This window comes from Microbacterium sp. 20-116, from assembly GCF_041079415.1.
Lineage (GTDB): Bacteria > Actinomycetota > Actinomycetes > Actinomycetales > Microbacteriaceae > Microbacterium.
Window position 1 is genome coordinate 667,616 of the sequence record NZ_JBFYGP010000002.1, and the last position, 13,191, is coordinate 680,806.

Annotated in this window: 10 protein-coding genes; 8 read left to right on the top strand and 2 right to left on the bottom strand. The window is 70.3% G+C overall.

Annotation, left to right across the window (positions count from 1 at the left end; all coding sequences use genetic code 11):
- Positions 1–203 precede the first annotated feature (203 nt).
- A complete protein-coding gene (locus AB6V29_RS07160) occupies positions 204–1,748 on the top strand; it encodes an ATP-dependent DNA ligase (protein WP_369357783.1) in 1,545 nt (514 codons plus the stop codon).
- Between the two features lie 4 nt (positions 1,749–1,752).
- Positions 1,753–2,379 carry a hypothetical protein gene (locus AB6V29_RS07165; RefSeq protein WP_210073985.1) on the top strand — a complete coding sequence of 209 codons (627 nt, stop codon included), beginning with the start codon at positions 1,753–1,755 and terminating at the stop codon, positions 2,377–2,379.
- A gap of 455 nt (positions 2,380–2,834) precedes the next feature.
- On the opposite strand, the gene AB6V29_RS07170 is transcribed toward AB6V29_RS07165, so the two are convergent.
- Positions 2,835–3,695, bottom strand: a complete 861-nt coding sequence (locus tag AB6V29_RS07170; RefSeq protein WP_267787528.1) for an NYN domain-containing protein — start codon at positions 3,693–3,695, stop codon at positions 2,835–2,837.
- A gap of 47 nt (positions 3,696–3,742) precedes the next feature.
- Positions 3,743–4,726 carry a Gfo/Idh/MocA family protein gene (locus tag AB6V29_RS07175; protein WP_369357785.1) on the bottom strand — a complete coding sequence of 328 codons (984 nt, stop codon included), beginning with the start codon at positions 4,724–4,726 and terminating at the stop codon, positions 3,743–3,745.
- A 118-nt stretch (positions 4,727–4,844) separates the two neighbouring features.
- Here AB6V29_RS07175 and AB6V29_RS07180 point away from each other — a divergent pair, with 118 nt between their 5' ends.
- The 6 genes from AB6V29_RS07180 (at position 4,845) to AB6V29_RS07205 (ending at position 13,141) form a co-directional block, all read left to right on the top strand.
- A complete protein-coding gene (locus AB6V29_RS07180) occupies positions 4,845–6,167 on the top strand; it encodes a M20/M25/M40 family metallo-hydrolase (protein ID WP_369357787.1) in 1,323 nt (440 codons plus the stop codon).
- 263 nt (positions 6,168–6,430) lie between these two features.
- Positions 6,431–7,456 (top strand): LacI family DNA-binding transcriptional regulator, encoded by a 1,026-nt coding sequence (locus AB6V29_RS07185; protein ID WP_307317665.1) that lies wholly within the window; start codon positions 6,431–6,433, stop codon positions 7,454–7,456.
- 331 nt (positions 7,457–7,787) lie between these two features.
- The gene (gene chvE / locus AB6V29_RS07190) at positions 7,788–8,891 is read left to right on the top strand and encodes a multiple monosaccharide ABC transporter substrate-binding protein (protein WP_210074199.1); all 1,104 of its coding nucleotides are present in this window, start codon (positions 7,788–7,790) and stop codon (positions 8,889–8,891) included.
- Between the two features lie 159 nt (positions 8,892–9,050).
- The gene (gene mmsA, locus AB6V29_RS07195) at positions 9,051–10,577 is read left to right on the top strand and encodes a multiple monosaccharide ABC transporter ATP-binding protein (RefSeq protein ID WP_210074201.1); all 1,527 of its coding nucleotides are present in this window, start codon (positions 9,051–9,053) and stop codon (positions 10,575–10,577) included.
- Positions 10,564–11,829, top strand: a complete 1,266-nt coding sequence (gene mmsB / locus AB6V29_RS07200; RefSeq protein ID WP_267787524.1) for a multiple monosaccharide ABC transporter permease — start codon at positions 10,564–10,566, stop codon at positions 11,827–11,829. Before mmsA ends, mmsB begins: the two co-directional genes overlap by 14 nt.
- 76 nt (positions 11,830–11,905) lie before the next feature.
- Positions 11,906–13,141 carry a substrate-binding domain-containing protein gene (locus AB6V29_RS07205; protein WP_369357789.1) on the top strand — a complete coding sequence of 412 codons (1,236 nt, stop codon included), beginning with the start codon at positions 11,906–11,908 and terminating at the stop codon, positions 13,139–13,141.
- Positions 13,142–13,191 lie beyond the last annotated feature (50 nt).

Consider the following 13,191-nt stretch of genomic DNA (forward strand, 5'->3'; position numbering starts at 1 on the left):
ATTCCTCGGGGAGGAACCCAGCACACTCCAGACCTCCGACATCGATCCGGGGGTTGCGAGGCCGGGCCGGATCTGTTCTCACCGGGACGGCCGCACAGGCGATCCTCCTCCGAAGGTGCCGGGTTCTCCGGCGCTGCATGGCACCGCCGCCGGTTCCGCACAAGCGTCGCCGCGATGTCGGAGGGGGATGCCAGGATGCCGACATGCTCTTCGGCGATATCGAGACCGCGCTTGCGGCGGTGACGAACACGCGTTCTCGACTCGCGAAGGTCGCCGCCCTCGCCGCGCTGGTGCGCGGGCTGGACCCGGACGAGATCGAACCGGCGGTGGGGCTGCTCACCGCGTCACCGCGGCAGGGCCGCCTCGGGGTGGGCTGGCGCACGCTCTCGGCGCACGACGGCGGTCACGCAGATGAACCGAGCCTGACGATCGGCGACGTCGACGCGGCTTTCACGCGGCTGACCGCGGTCGGCGGCGCCGGGGCGGGGGCGGAGCGCACGCGCCTGCTCGACGAGCTCGCCGAGCGCGCGACGGCGCGGGAGTGGCATCTGCTGATCCGGATCATGACGGGCGAGCTGCGCACCGGCGCCCTCGAGGGGGTGCTGCTGGATGCCGTGGCCCGAGCCTCGGATCGCGACGTCGCTCTGGTTCGTCGCGCAGCCATGCTGTCGGGCGACCTGGGCGCGACAACGCGCATCGCGCTGACCGCCCCCGCCGCCGATCTCGCGGCTGTCGGACTCGTGGTGGGTCGCGGCGTGCAGCCGATGCTCGCCTCGACCGCGACGAGTGTCGCGGAGGCGATGGCGGTGACGGGGCGTGCGTCCGTGGAGTACAAGCTCGACGGGGCCAGAGTCCAGGTGCATCGGCACGGTGACGAGGTCCACGTCTTCACCCGCACGCTGGCGGACATCACCCATCGCGTTCCGGAGATCGTCGAGGTCGCCCTCTCGCTCTCCGTCCACGACGTGATCCTCGACGGAGAGACCCTCTCGCTCGACGAGGACGGCGGTCCCCGGCCGTTCCAAGACACCATGGCGCGCTTCGGCGCCGAGTCGGCGCGCGAGATCGCCCTCCGGCCCTGGTTCTTCGACATCATGCACGTCGACGGTCGTGACCTCGTCGACGAACCGCTCGCCGCGCGCCTCGACGAACTCGAGAGGGTCGCGGGAGAGCACCGCATCCCCGCCGTTCTGACCGACGACGCGGAAGTCGCCGACGCCTTCGCGCGCGACGCTCTCGCCGCCGGTCACGAGGGCGTGATGGTCAAGGGGCTCGACGACGCCTACACCGCGGGGCGCCGCGGCAAGAGCTGGCTCAAGGTGAAGCCGGTGCACACGTTCGACCTCGTCGTCCTCGGCGTCGAGTACGGTTCGGGGCGACGTTCGGGATGGCTGTCCAACCTGCATCTCGGCGCGCGCGATCCCGAGGGGCGTTTCGGCGAACCCGGCGGCTTCGTAATGGTCGGCAAGACCTTCAAGGGTCTGACCGACGAGCTGCTGCAGTGGCAGACGGCTCACTTCGCCGAGCGGCAGACCGGAGAGGTGGCGGGGGGTCTTCGCGTGGCACCCGACACCGTCGTCGAGATCGCCATCGACGGGGTGCAGCGGTCGGTGCGGTACCCGGGCGGCGTGGCGCTGCGCTTCGCCCGGGTGAAGACCTACCGTTCGGACAAGACCGCGGCCGAGGCCGACACGATCGACACCCTGCGCGCGCTGCTGCCCGGCGGCGAAGCAGCGACGAAAGGATGACGCGATGAGTCTGGCCCCCTGGCTCGACGGTGAACTCGGTTACCGCAGCTTCGGCACCCCCGGCGCTCCGCGTGCCGTGTTCGTCCTGCGCACCGGCGACGTCGCCACCACCGACCCCGACGCCCGGGTGACTTCGGGCTTCGACGTGCGGATCGTCGCCGTCGGTCTCGACGCCCCCGAACTCGAAGATCCGCCGGTGTTCGGGGGACAGACCCCCGCCGGGCTCACCGTCGAGGCGTTGAGGGCGCTGCTCGAGCGCGAGGCCCCCGGCGCGACGGTCGGACTGGTCGGCGAGCGGTCTGCGGGACCGATCGCGCTCTATCTGGCCGCGGCCATGGGTGAGGTCGTCGACCGTGTCGCGATCGTCGGCGTTCGGAGCCCGACCGACGCGCTGAGCCGTGACCTGCGCACGCCGCTGCTCGACGATCTCGCGGCCGATGTCCTGGTGGTCGTGGGCCACGATGGCCCCGCGGGGCAGGGCGACGCTGCGTGGTACGTCGACCGGTTGCGCTCAGGCGCCGCGGAGGTCATCCACCCGGACGAGATCGGCTCGGTCAACGGCGAGGTCACGCTGACCTCGGTCTGGTCGCGCGTGCTGACCCACGTCGCCCCGGGCGCCGAGCGCCGCTGACGGCGCGGGTCGTCACCGGCGCGGGGCGCCGAACGGCCCGCCCAACCTCTTCGACCCGTTGAGTGTCCAAAACACCCGGACGCCCGTCGAAATCGTCCGGGTGTTTTGGACACTCGAAGTGAGGGCGAGTGTGCTCGCGAGGGCGAGGTGCCCGTGAGGGCGAGGTGCCCGCGAGGGCGAGTGCGCCCGGTAGGGCGAGTGTGCCCGCGAGGGCGAGCGTGCTCGCGGCCGTGATGCCGCGTGCCGACCGTGCCCCGGCTGGGGCCGCGCGACCGCGCCTCAGCCTCGCCCGTTCGCGTCCCTTGAGTGTCCAAAACACCCGGACGCCCGTCGAAATCGTCCGGGTGTTTTGGACACTCGACGCGGGCGCCCACGTCTGGTCAACCGCGCAGGGCCACTCATGCGCACGCGAGGCCACGTCCGCCAGCGCGTCGGGTCCGCGCGCCCGCGCCACCTCAGCCCCGCGAGACCGCCTTCACCTGCACGACGTTCGACTCCTCGTCGACCTCGACGTGATCGGTCTGCGCCTTGAGGAAGTCCGAGAAGCTGCGGAACCCGAGCGCCTTCTCGCTGAACGACGGATCCAGACGCTTCATGAGATCCTTCACCGCCGACGCGTGGAGCCACTCGCCGTCGGCGCGCTCCGCCTCGAGTTGCATCGCGCGCTCGAGCAGGTCGACCGCGGGATCTTTCGAGCGCTTGCGCGCGCGGGGCCGCGACGGGGCGGGATCCTTCTTCGTCTCGGCGAGATTCGGGATGCCGGGGAGGGAGTCGTAGGCGTCGAAACGGTCGCACGCGGCGGCGAGCGACTTCGCCGTGGACCCGGCCACGCCGACCCCGACGACATACCGGCCGAGCCGCTTGCACCGCTGAGCGAGCGGCACGTAGTCGCTGTCTCCGGCGACGACGACCACGTGCGACAGGTCGGGGAGGCGAAACATGTCTTCGACGGCGTCCACCGCGAGACGGATGTCGGCGCCGTTCTTGGCGTAGGCCGCGGCCGGGAAGAGCTGCACGAGGTCGACCGCACGAGCCACGAGCTGCGAGCGGTACTCGGCGTTGACCGGTGACGACCAGTCGGCGTACGCGCGGGTCAGCACCAGCGTGCCGAACGATGCGGCGTAGTCGATCACCGCGCCGACGTCGATGGTCGCCTTGGTCAGGCGCTCGGCGATCTCGGGGTCGATCGGATTCTCGGCGATCTTCTGCCGATCCCGCGAGTAGGCGTTCCGGCCGTGCACGCGGTCGTACCAGGACATCACGATGTTGTCGAAGTCGAGGTAGACGGCGACGCGGGCGGTCTGGGTGTCGGGCATGCCTCCAGTCTGACCCGTCGCGGCGGAGCGCGGGTAGCCCTCGCCGCTCATCGCTCGCCGGGGTACACCACGCCGATCTGGCGTCGCACCTCGTCGAGCACGCCCATGATCGCGACCGTCTCGTCGATCGACAGGATGTCGTTCGGCCCGGCTCCGGCCGCGACGAAGCGCTCTGCCGCCTGCGCCTGGAACTGCATGCCGCGGCCCTCGACCTCGCTGGTGAACTCCTCGATCACGTCGCCGTCGGGGGAGACGACGCGGAACGACGTGGGGGTGTACCAGACGCGGTCGATCTCGATGCGGGCCTCGGTGCCGACGATCTGCGCCGTGTTCAGACCGGCCCCGCGCGACGACGACACGGTGCTCGACAGCGCCCCGCCGGAGTGCACGAACGCGGTCGCCACCTCTGCATCGCTACCCGCGTCGGAAAGCCGCGCGAGAGCGGTGATGCGCTCGGGGAGGCCCAGGACGTCTATCGCGAACGAGATCGGGTAAATACCGAGGTCGAGCAGGGCTCCGCCGCCGAGTGCGAGGTCGTTGAGGCGGTGAGCCGGGTCGGTCGAGATCTTCTGGGTGTGGTCGGCCGAGACCACCCGGATCTCACCGAGGGTGCCGGCGGCGAGAATCTCGCGGATGCGCACCATGTGCGGCAGGTACCGCGTCCACATCGCCTCCATCGCGAGAAGACCCTTCGCGGCCGCCGCGTCGCGGATCTGCGCCGCCTCGGAGGCGTTCAGGGTGAAGGGCTTCTCGACCAGCACGTGCTTGCCGTGCTCGAGGGCCAGCAAGGCGTTGTCGAGGTGGCCGGGGTGCGGCGTCGCGATGTAGACGATGTCGACATCGGGGTCGGCGACGAGCTCTTCGTACGAGCCGTGCGCGTGCGCGATGTCGTATTGCTCGGCGAAGGCGCGAGCGCTGTCGATGCGGCGCGAGCCGACGGCGGTGACGTCGAGGCCCGCGGTGCGCAGGTCGGAGGTGAAGGCGTGCGCGATGCCGCCCGTTGCGAGGATGCCCCAGTGCAGTCCGGTCATGCGATCCACCGTAGCCGCGTCTGCCGACATCGGCGTCGCGCCCGCCCGTCGTACGCCGCGGACATCGGATGCCGGCATCCCCGGGGCTCCGCGATGTCCCACGCCCTAGGCTCGTCGCATGACGCCCGTCGAGCGCTTCCGCGAGCTGCTGTCCATCCCGACGGTGTCGCGGGTCGACCCGGGCGAGATCGACGACTCGGCCTTCGAGACGTTCCACGCTGCCCTCGAACGGCTGTACCCGCTGGTCCACGAGCGATTGGAGCGGCAGGTCGTGGCCGGCCGCTCGCTGCTGTACCGCTGGACGGGAACGGCGAGCGACGCGCCGCTGGTCCTCCTCGCCCATCAGGATGTCGTCCCCGTCGACGGGCAGGAGTGGCGGCATCCGCCTTTCGCCGCCGACCTCGTGGGGGAGGGACCCGATGCGACGATCCACGCGCGCGGCGCGATCGACGACAAGGGCGCTCTCGTCGCCATTCTCGAGGCCGTCGAAGCGGCGCTCGCCGAAGGGGTCACCCCGCGCACCGACGTGTGGCTCGCTTTCGGTCACGACGAAGAGACTCGCGGCACCGGGGCACAGGCCATGGCCGCGCTCCTGGAAGAGCGCGGCATCCGTCCGGCCCTCGTGCTCGACGAGGGGGGAGCGGTCGTCGAGGGCGCCGTTCCCGGCGTCGCCGTGCCCACCGCGATGATCGGCGTCGCCGAGCGCGGCGTCGCGACCTTCGAGCTCGTGACGCGCGAGGCCGGGGGTCACGCCTCGACCCCGCCGCGCATGCCCGCGACGGCCCGACTCGCTCGGGCCATCGATCGCCTCCGGCGTCGTCCGTTCCCGCGTCGGCTCGTCGCTCCCGTCCGGGCGATGCTCGCCACCGCCGCCGCTCACACGGGCGAGCCCGTCTCGACGCTGTTCCGCCGCACCTCGCTGTCGGCTCCCGCGGTGACCGCGGCCCTGTCGGTGCTCGGACCCGAGACCAACGCCCTCGCGCGCACCACTGCGGTCGTCACCCGTCTCGAAGGTTCGGCGGGCGAGAACGTGCTCGCCACCTCGGCGCGGGCGAGCGTGAACGTGCGGCTGCTGACCGGCGACACACTCGCCGACGTCGCGATCCACCTGCGTCGAGCGGTGGCCGACCCGCTCGTCGACATCGAGCTGCGCCACGGCGACGATCCTTCGCCGGTCTCGCCCTGGCAGGGGGAAGCATGGCGGCGGTTGTCGCGGGCGGTCACCGACACCCTCGGCGCCGACACCGTGCCCCTGCCCTACCTGCAGCTCGGTGCCAGCGACAGCCGGTTCTACACGGGGATCACCGACGCGGTGTACCGCTTCGCGCCGTTCCACCTCACGCGCGCCGAGCGCGATGCGCTGCACGCTCCCGACGAGCGCATCCGCGTGGACGTCTGGCTCCGCGGCATCCGGTTCTATCGTGCACTGCTCGAGTCCTGAACGGGTTCACACACAGCTTGTCGACCGCCCCGCGGCGACGCACCTCGTCAGAACCGGATGCGTGCCGCGGCTGCATCCCGATCCGCTCCCGAGACGTCGAGCCGATGCTGATGCGCCGGCGCCGACGCGCCCACGACGACCCGCCCCGCCCGCGCACCCCGGCGGATCGCGCTGACGTGAGCACGTTCGGGCGGACCGAGCCGCGTCGGCTATCCTCGTGTGACCGGTCACGCAACAGCGCGCGACCCGCAATGAGGCGGACCATGAGCGACACCGATATTCCGGAGGCGACGGGGCGCGCCCCGAGCATCCGCGATGTCGCGCGGCTCGCGGGGGTGTCGTATCAGACCGTCTCTCGTGTGATCAACAACAGCACGCAGCTGCGTCCCGAGACCGCCGCCAAGGTGCGATCCGCGATCGCCGAGCTGAAGTTCGTGCCCAACCAGGCCGCTCGTGCCCTCGCCACGAGCCGCTCGCGTCTGATCGGCGTCCTGGGGCCGCGCGCCACCACCCACGGCACCGCATCGATGGTGCAGGCCATCGAATCCGCCGCTCGCGCCGCCGGTTACCGTCTCACCGTCACCAACCTCGCCACGAGCGCCCCCGACGATGTCCGCTCGTCGATCGACCACCTCATGCAGCAGTCGATCGAGGGGCTCATCGCGGTGGCTCCGCAGACCCGGGTCGTCCCGATCCTCGACGAGCTGAAGCTTCCGGTGCCGGTGCAGATCGTCACCTCGACGGACACCTCCACCACGCACAACGACCAGAGTGCGGGGGCACGCGCCGCCGTCCGCCACCTCATCGAGCTCGGGCACTCGCGCATCCTCCACCTCGCCGGTCCGCGTGACTGGGTCGAGGCCGATCACCGTATGCGGGGGTATCTCGCGGAGATGGATGCCAACGACCTGTCGCCGCGACCGCCCGTCCTCGGCGACTGGACGGCGCAGTTCGGCTTCGAGGCGGGGCTGGAGCTTCTGCGCACCGAGGATGCCACCGCGGTGTTCGCGGGCAACGACCATATGGCGCTCGGGTTCATGCATGCCGTGCGAGCCATAGGTCGTTCGGTCCCCGAGGACATCTCCGTCGTCGGTTTCGACGACGTCCCCGAATCCGCGCATCTCTGGCCCCCGCTCACCACGGTGCGCCAGGACTTCGTGGGCATCGGCACGCGCGCGGTCGCCGACCTCCTGGCATCCCTCGGCGAGGTGAACGACGACAAGCCGGTGGTCGAACCCGACCATCTGCGTCTCATCGTGCGGGCATCGACGGCCGCACCCCGGGCGTGAGCCGCGCGCCGCCCACGTCACGTTTCGGCAACGGCTGGACTTCGAGCGCATCGAGACTTGACAGTCCCGCCTGGCGGGGAGGTAGCATCGCTCACACGATGTGAACGGTCACATGACCGGGTCACACGGCCGACGGGACTCGCTGCGGAGCGGATCCGTCGAGACGAAGACGTTTCGAACGACGCGGGTCGCACCGCCTCGCCGAGGGCCCTTCGTTTCGCCCCCGAAGCCGTGCGCCCCGACGCGACCCGTCTGCATCGCCGCGGTGGGCTCCAGGGGGAGGCGCCGCGACAAACACCCAACGGAGGGAACCAGAGTGAAGAAGCACAGCATGCTCAAGGCGATCGCGGGAGCGGGCGTCCTCGCGCTCGGCATCGGCCTCGCCGGTTGCGCGGGAGACCGCACCGGCGCCGGCAGCGGAGACTCGCAGGAAGCCGGTGGCACCATCGGCGTCGCCATGCCGACGCAGCAGTCGGAGCGGTGGATCGCCGACGGCAACAACGTCAAGTCGCAGCTCGAGGAGCTCGGCTACCAGGTCGACCTGCAGTACGCCAACGACGACATCCCCACCCAGGTCTCGCAGATCGAGAACATGATCACCACGGGCGCCAAGGCCCTGATCGTCGCCTCGATCGACGGCACCACGCTCACCGACGTGCTGCAGCAGGCCAAGGACGCGAACATCCCCGTCATCGCGTACGACCGCCTCATCAACGGCACCGAGAACGTCGACTACTACACGACGTTCGACAACTACAAGGTCGGCGTCCAGCAGGCCACCTCGCTCCTGACCGGCCTGGGCGTCCTCGACGCGTCGGGCAAGGACACCGGCGCCGCCGGCCCCTTCAACGTCGAGCTGTTCGCGGGCAGCCCCGACGACAACAACGCCACGTTCTTCTGGAACGGCGCCATGGACACCCTCAAGCCCTACATGGACAAGGGCGTGCTGAAGGTTCCCTCCGGCCAGACCGAGTTCGGCCAGGCGGCCATCCTCCGCTGGCTGCCCGAGACGGCGCAGAAGCGCATGGAGAACATCCTCACCGTCATCGGCGGCACCAAGCTCGACGGCGTCCTCTCGCCCTACGACGGTCTGTCGATCGGCATCATCTCGGCCCTGACCTCGGGCGGCTACGCCGCCAACGCCCTCCCCGTCATCACGGGTCAGGACGCCGAGGCCGGCTCGATCAAGTCGATCATCGCCGGTGAGCAGTACTCGACGATCTTCAAGGACACGCGCGAGCTGGCGAAGCAGGCCGTGACCATGGTCGACGACATCCGCAAGGGCGAGAAGCCCGAGGTCAACGACGAGAAGACCTACGACAACGGCAAGAAGGTCGTTCCCTCGTACCTCCTGCAGTCGACGATCGTCACGAAGGACAACTACAAGGAAGTCCTCGTCGACAGCGGTTACTACACCGAGGCCGACCTGGGTTGATCCCCGGAGGGGCTCTGAGCCCCTCCACCCCGCCTCCGCCGCGGCCCACCGGGTCGCGGCGGAGGCTCCTGCGGGTCCGCGGCATCCCGCACCCGCCCCACATTCCGACCGGCCACGAGCCGGTTCTGCAAGGAGGACCTCGTGAGCACCATCCTCGAGATGCGCTCGATCACCAAGGAGTTCCCCGGCGTCATCGCGCTCGCCGACGTGTCACTGACCGTCGAGCGCGGGACGGTTCACGCCATCTGCGGCGAGAACGGCGCCGGCAAGTCCACCCTCATGAAGGTGCTCAGCGGCGTGTACCCCGCGGGCGACTACCGCGGCGAGATCGTCTTCGACGGCAACACCGTCGAGTTCAAAGACATCCGCGACAGCGAAGCGGCCGGCATCGTCATCATCCACCAGGAGCTGGCCCTTAGCCCCTACCTCTCGATCGCCGAGAACATCTTCCTCGGCAACGAGATCACCCATCGCGGTCTCATCGACTGGGATGCCACGAACCGAGAGGCCGCCAAGCTCCTCGCTCGCGTGGGTCTGGGCGACAGCCCCGACGTCCCCGTCAACGAGATCGGCGTCGGCAAGCAGCAGCTCGTCGAGATCGCCAAGGCGCTGTCGAAGGACGTCAAGCTGCTGATCCTCGACGAGCCGACCGCGGCGCTCAACGACGACGACTCCGAGCACCTGCTCGATCTGATCCGTCACCTGCGCGGCCAGAACATCACCTGCATCATCATCAGCCACAAGCTCAACGAGATCCGTGCGATCGCCGACGAGGTCACCATCATCCGTGACGGTCGTACGATCGAGACCCTCGACGTGGCCACCGGCGGTACGAGCGAAGACCGCATCATCCGCGGGATGGTGGGCCGAGAGCTCGAGAACCGCTACCCCGACCGCGACGTCGAGATCGGCGACGAGGTCCTGCGCATCGAGGACTGGAACGTCAGCCACCCGACCGATGCGAGCCGCGTCGTCATCCACCAGGCGAACCTGAACGTGCGTGCCGGCGAGGTCGTCGGCATCGCCGGTCTCATGGGCGCGGGGCGCACCGAGCTTGCGATGAGCGTCTTCGGCAAGAGCTTCGGCTCGCGCATCTCGGGCAACGTCTACATCCGCGGTGAGAAGGCCGACACCTCGACGGTTCCCGCGGCCATCCGCAGCGGGCTGGCGTACGTTACCGAAGACCGCAAGGGCGCCGGGCTCAACCTCATCGACACGATCAAGCGAAACATCTCGATCGCCGGCATGCGCAAGCTCGTCAAGGGCGGGTTCGTCGACGGGGACGAGGAGTACCTCGTCGCCAACCGCTACCGCAAGTCGATGAACATCAAGGCGCCGAGCGTCGACGTGGTCGTCGGCAAGCTCTCGGGCGGCAACCAGCAGAAGGTCGTCCTGTCGCAGTGGCTGTACTCCGACCCGGAGGTGCTCATCCTCGACGAGCCGACGCGCGGTATCGACGTGGGCGCGAAGTACGAGATCTACACGATCATCAACTCCCTCGCGGCGCAGGGGAAGGGGGTGCTGGTCATCTCCTCGGAGCTGCCGGAGCTCCTCGGCATCTGCGACCGCATCTACACCCTCAGCGAAGGCCACATCACCGGCCAGCTGCCCATCGAAGAGGCCACTCCCGAGGCACTCATGGTGCTCATGACGAAGGAAAAGGAAGCCGACCATGTCAGCGCTTGACAACACCGTGACCCCCCAGGGTCCCGCCACGCCGAAGGGCCCCGTCGGCGGCGGTGCCGGCAACGGTGCCGGCGGCATCGTGCAGTTCTTCACGTCGCGCCTGCGCGAGATCGGCATCTTCATCGCGCTGATCGTCATCGTGCTGCTCTTCCAGGCGCTCACGGGCGGGCGTCTGCTCACCGCGGGCAACGTGTCGAACATCATCGTTCAGAACAGCTACATCCTGATCCTCGCGATCGGCATGGTGATGATCATCATCGCCGGCCACATCGACCTCTCGGTCGGCTCGGTCGCCGCCTTCGTCGGTGCGGTCTCGGGTGTGCTCATCGTCCAGTGGGGCCTGCCCTGGTGGCTGGGCATCGTCCTCTCGCTGCTCCTCGGCGCCGTGGTCGGCATGTGGCAGGGATTCTGGGTCGCGTACATCGGCATCCCCGCGTTCATCGTGACCCTGGCGGGCATGCTGCTCTTCCGCGGTCTGACGCAGATGACCCTGGGCAACACCCAGATCACGCCGTTCCCCACCGAGTACCGCGCCCTCGGCGGTGGCTACCTGTTCCCCGATCTCTTCCCGGCGGCGTCGTCGCCGGCCGAGTGGATCACGGTCGCCCTCGGCGTACTGACCCTCGTGCTCTTCGTCGTCTCGCAGGTGCGTCAGCGCGCCAAGCGTGCCGCCCTCGAGCTGCAGAACGAGCCGCAGGTCGCCTTCCTGGTCAAGCTCATCGGTGGCGGCGCGCTCATCGCGTACCTCACCTACCTGCTGGGCGTCGCGCCCGGCTCGCGCGGCACGCCCATCGTGCTCGTCGTGCTGGCGCTGCTCATCATCGGCTACTCGACGGTCATGAGCCGCAGCGTCTTCGGCCGCCACATCTACGCGCTCGGCGGCAACCGCACCGCCGCGAAGCTGTCGGGCATCAACACCCGTCGCGTCGACTTCATGCTGTTCGTCAACATGGGCGTCCTCGCGGCCCTCGCCGGCATCGTCTTCACGGGCCGCCTGAACTCCGCCGGTCCCGGCGCGGGAAACCTCTTCGAGCTGGATGCCATCGCCGCATCCTTCATCGGTGGAGCAGCCGTCCAGGGTGGTGTCGGCCGCGTGGTCGGCGCGATCGCCGGTGGTCTGGTCATGGGTGTGCTCAACAACGGCATGTCGCTCATGGGTATCTCGACCGACGTCCAGCAGTTCATCAAGGGTCTCGTGCTGCTGCTGGCCGTGGCCTTCGACGTGTGGAACAAGAACCGCACCCGCGGTTGAGTCCCCGCTCCTCCGGCAACGCCCCGTCGCTTCGAGCGGCGGGGCGTCGCCCGTTTTCCGGGGGAGGATGGAGGGGATGACACGCTCCCACGCCCTCCGTGCCGCCGCGGCACTGCTCGCCCTGACCCTCGGCCTCGCCGCGTGCGCCCCGGCGCAGGGGAGCGCCGCGGGCTCGAGCGACGGGGCGGGAGTGGTCGGGGTGGCCCTGCCGACGACGGCCGACGCCCTGTGGAGCCGCGGCGGCGACGCCCTGCGCCGGGAACTCATCGTGCGCGGCTATCGCGTCGACCTGCAGTTCGCGGCCTCCGACTCGCGGACGCAGGCCGCGCAGGTGCAGAACATGCTCACGAAGAGCGCGGATGCCGTGGTCGTCGCGCCGTGGGCATCCGAGGAGCTGACGCCGGCCCTAGCCGTCGCCGCCGACGACGGCGTCCCCGTCGTGGAGTTCGGCCCGTCGCCGGCGGATGCCGCTGATCTCGGCCGCGCCCAGGCCCAGGCGCTCCTCGCGGACCTCGCCGACGCCCCGAGCGTCGCGGAACCGTCGCCCGAGGCGACGCCGACCACCACGGCATCCGGGTCGACGCCGTCGGGGGACGCGTCGCCCGGCGCGGTGTCCGGGACGGACGCGGTGCTCGAGACGGGCGCCGTGCCCGGGACGGACGCGGTGCCCGGGACGGACGCGGTGCCCGCGACCGCGGCGGTGCGTCTCGCGGTGCTGGCCGCCGGGGTCTCCGACGCGGGGGAGCAGAGCCGATACGAGGCAGCCCTCGCCACCTCGCAACCGGCGCTCGACGCGGGACGCCTCGAGATCGTCTCGGGAGCCACCCTCGAGGCGGCCGAGGTCGGCGGCGACACCGCCGAGAGCCGCGCCTCTGCGGCCGAGAAGCGCTTACGCGATCTGCGCGCGGGGGCCGCGGACGAGGCGCCGACCGCGGTGCTCGCCCTCGGCGACGCGGTCACCCGCGGAGTGGTGACCGCGCTCACCACGACGGCCCCGGCCACCGAGGCCGAGACGGCGTCGCCCACCCCGACTCCGGCGACGACCGCCGCCGCGGTCGCCCCCGCCCCGCTCGTGGTCGGGTCGGGTGCCGATCCGGTCACCGTGCGCGCGCTGCGCGACGGCGCGATCGACGCCACGACCTTCGCCGATCCCCGCGCGCTCGTGCCCGCGACCGCCGACCTCGTCGAGGCACTGCTCGCCGGCGACGACACCGCGGCCGACGAGACGCCGGAGGTCTCGCCGAGCATCCTGCGCGCCGACGACGTCGAGGAGCTCACCGCCTCGGGATGGATCTCGGCCGAGGAGCTGTGATCCGCTTTCGGGATAACCCGAATCGCGGCGGGGGCTGACCGGGCGGTGCC

Bases quoted from the DNA above. Each gene is read 5' to 3' on its own strand.
- AB6V29_RS07205 (WP_369357789.1), top strand. From the start codon at position 11,906: ATGACACGCTCCCACGCCCTCCGTGCCGCCGCGGCACTGCTCGCCCTG.
- AB6V29_RS07170 (WP_267787528.1), bottom strand. From the start codon at position 3,695: ATGCCCGACACCCAGACCGCCCGCGTCGCCGTCTACCTCGACTTCGAC.
- AB6V29_RS07175 (WP_369357785.1), bottom strand. From the start codon at position 4,726: ATGACCGGACTGCACTGGGGCATCCTCGCAACGGGCGGCATCGCGCAC.
- mmsA (WP_210074201.1), top strand. From the start codon at position 9,051: ATGCGCTCGATCACCAAGGAGTTCCCCGGCGTCATCGCGCTCGCCGAC.
- AB6V29_RS07165 (WP_210073985.1), top strand. From the start codon at position 1,753: ATGAGTCTGGCCCCCTGGCTCGACGGTGAACTCGGTTACCGCAGCTTC.
- AB6V29_RS07180 (WP_369357787.1), top strand. From the start codon at position 4,845: ATGACGCCCGTCGAGCGCTTCCGCGAGCTGCTGTCCATCCCGACGGTG.
- AB6V29_RS07185 (WP_307317665.1), top strand. From the start codon at position 6,431: ATGAGCGACACCGATATTCCGGAGGCGACGGGGCGCGCCCCGAGCATC.
- chvE (WP_210074199.1), top strand. From the start codon at position 7,788: ATGCTCAAGGCGATCGCGGGAGCGGGCGTCCTCGCGCTCGGCATCGGC.
- mmsB (WP_267787524.1), top strand. From the start codon at position 10,564: ATGTCAGCGCTTGACAACACCGTGACCCCCCAGGGTCCCGCCACGCCG.
- AB6V29_RS07160 (WP_369357783.1), top strand. From the start codon at position 204: ATGCTCTTCGGCGATATCGAGACCGCGCTTGCGGCGGTGACGAACACG.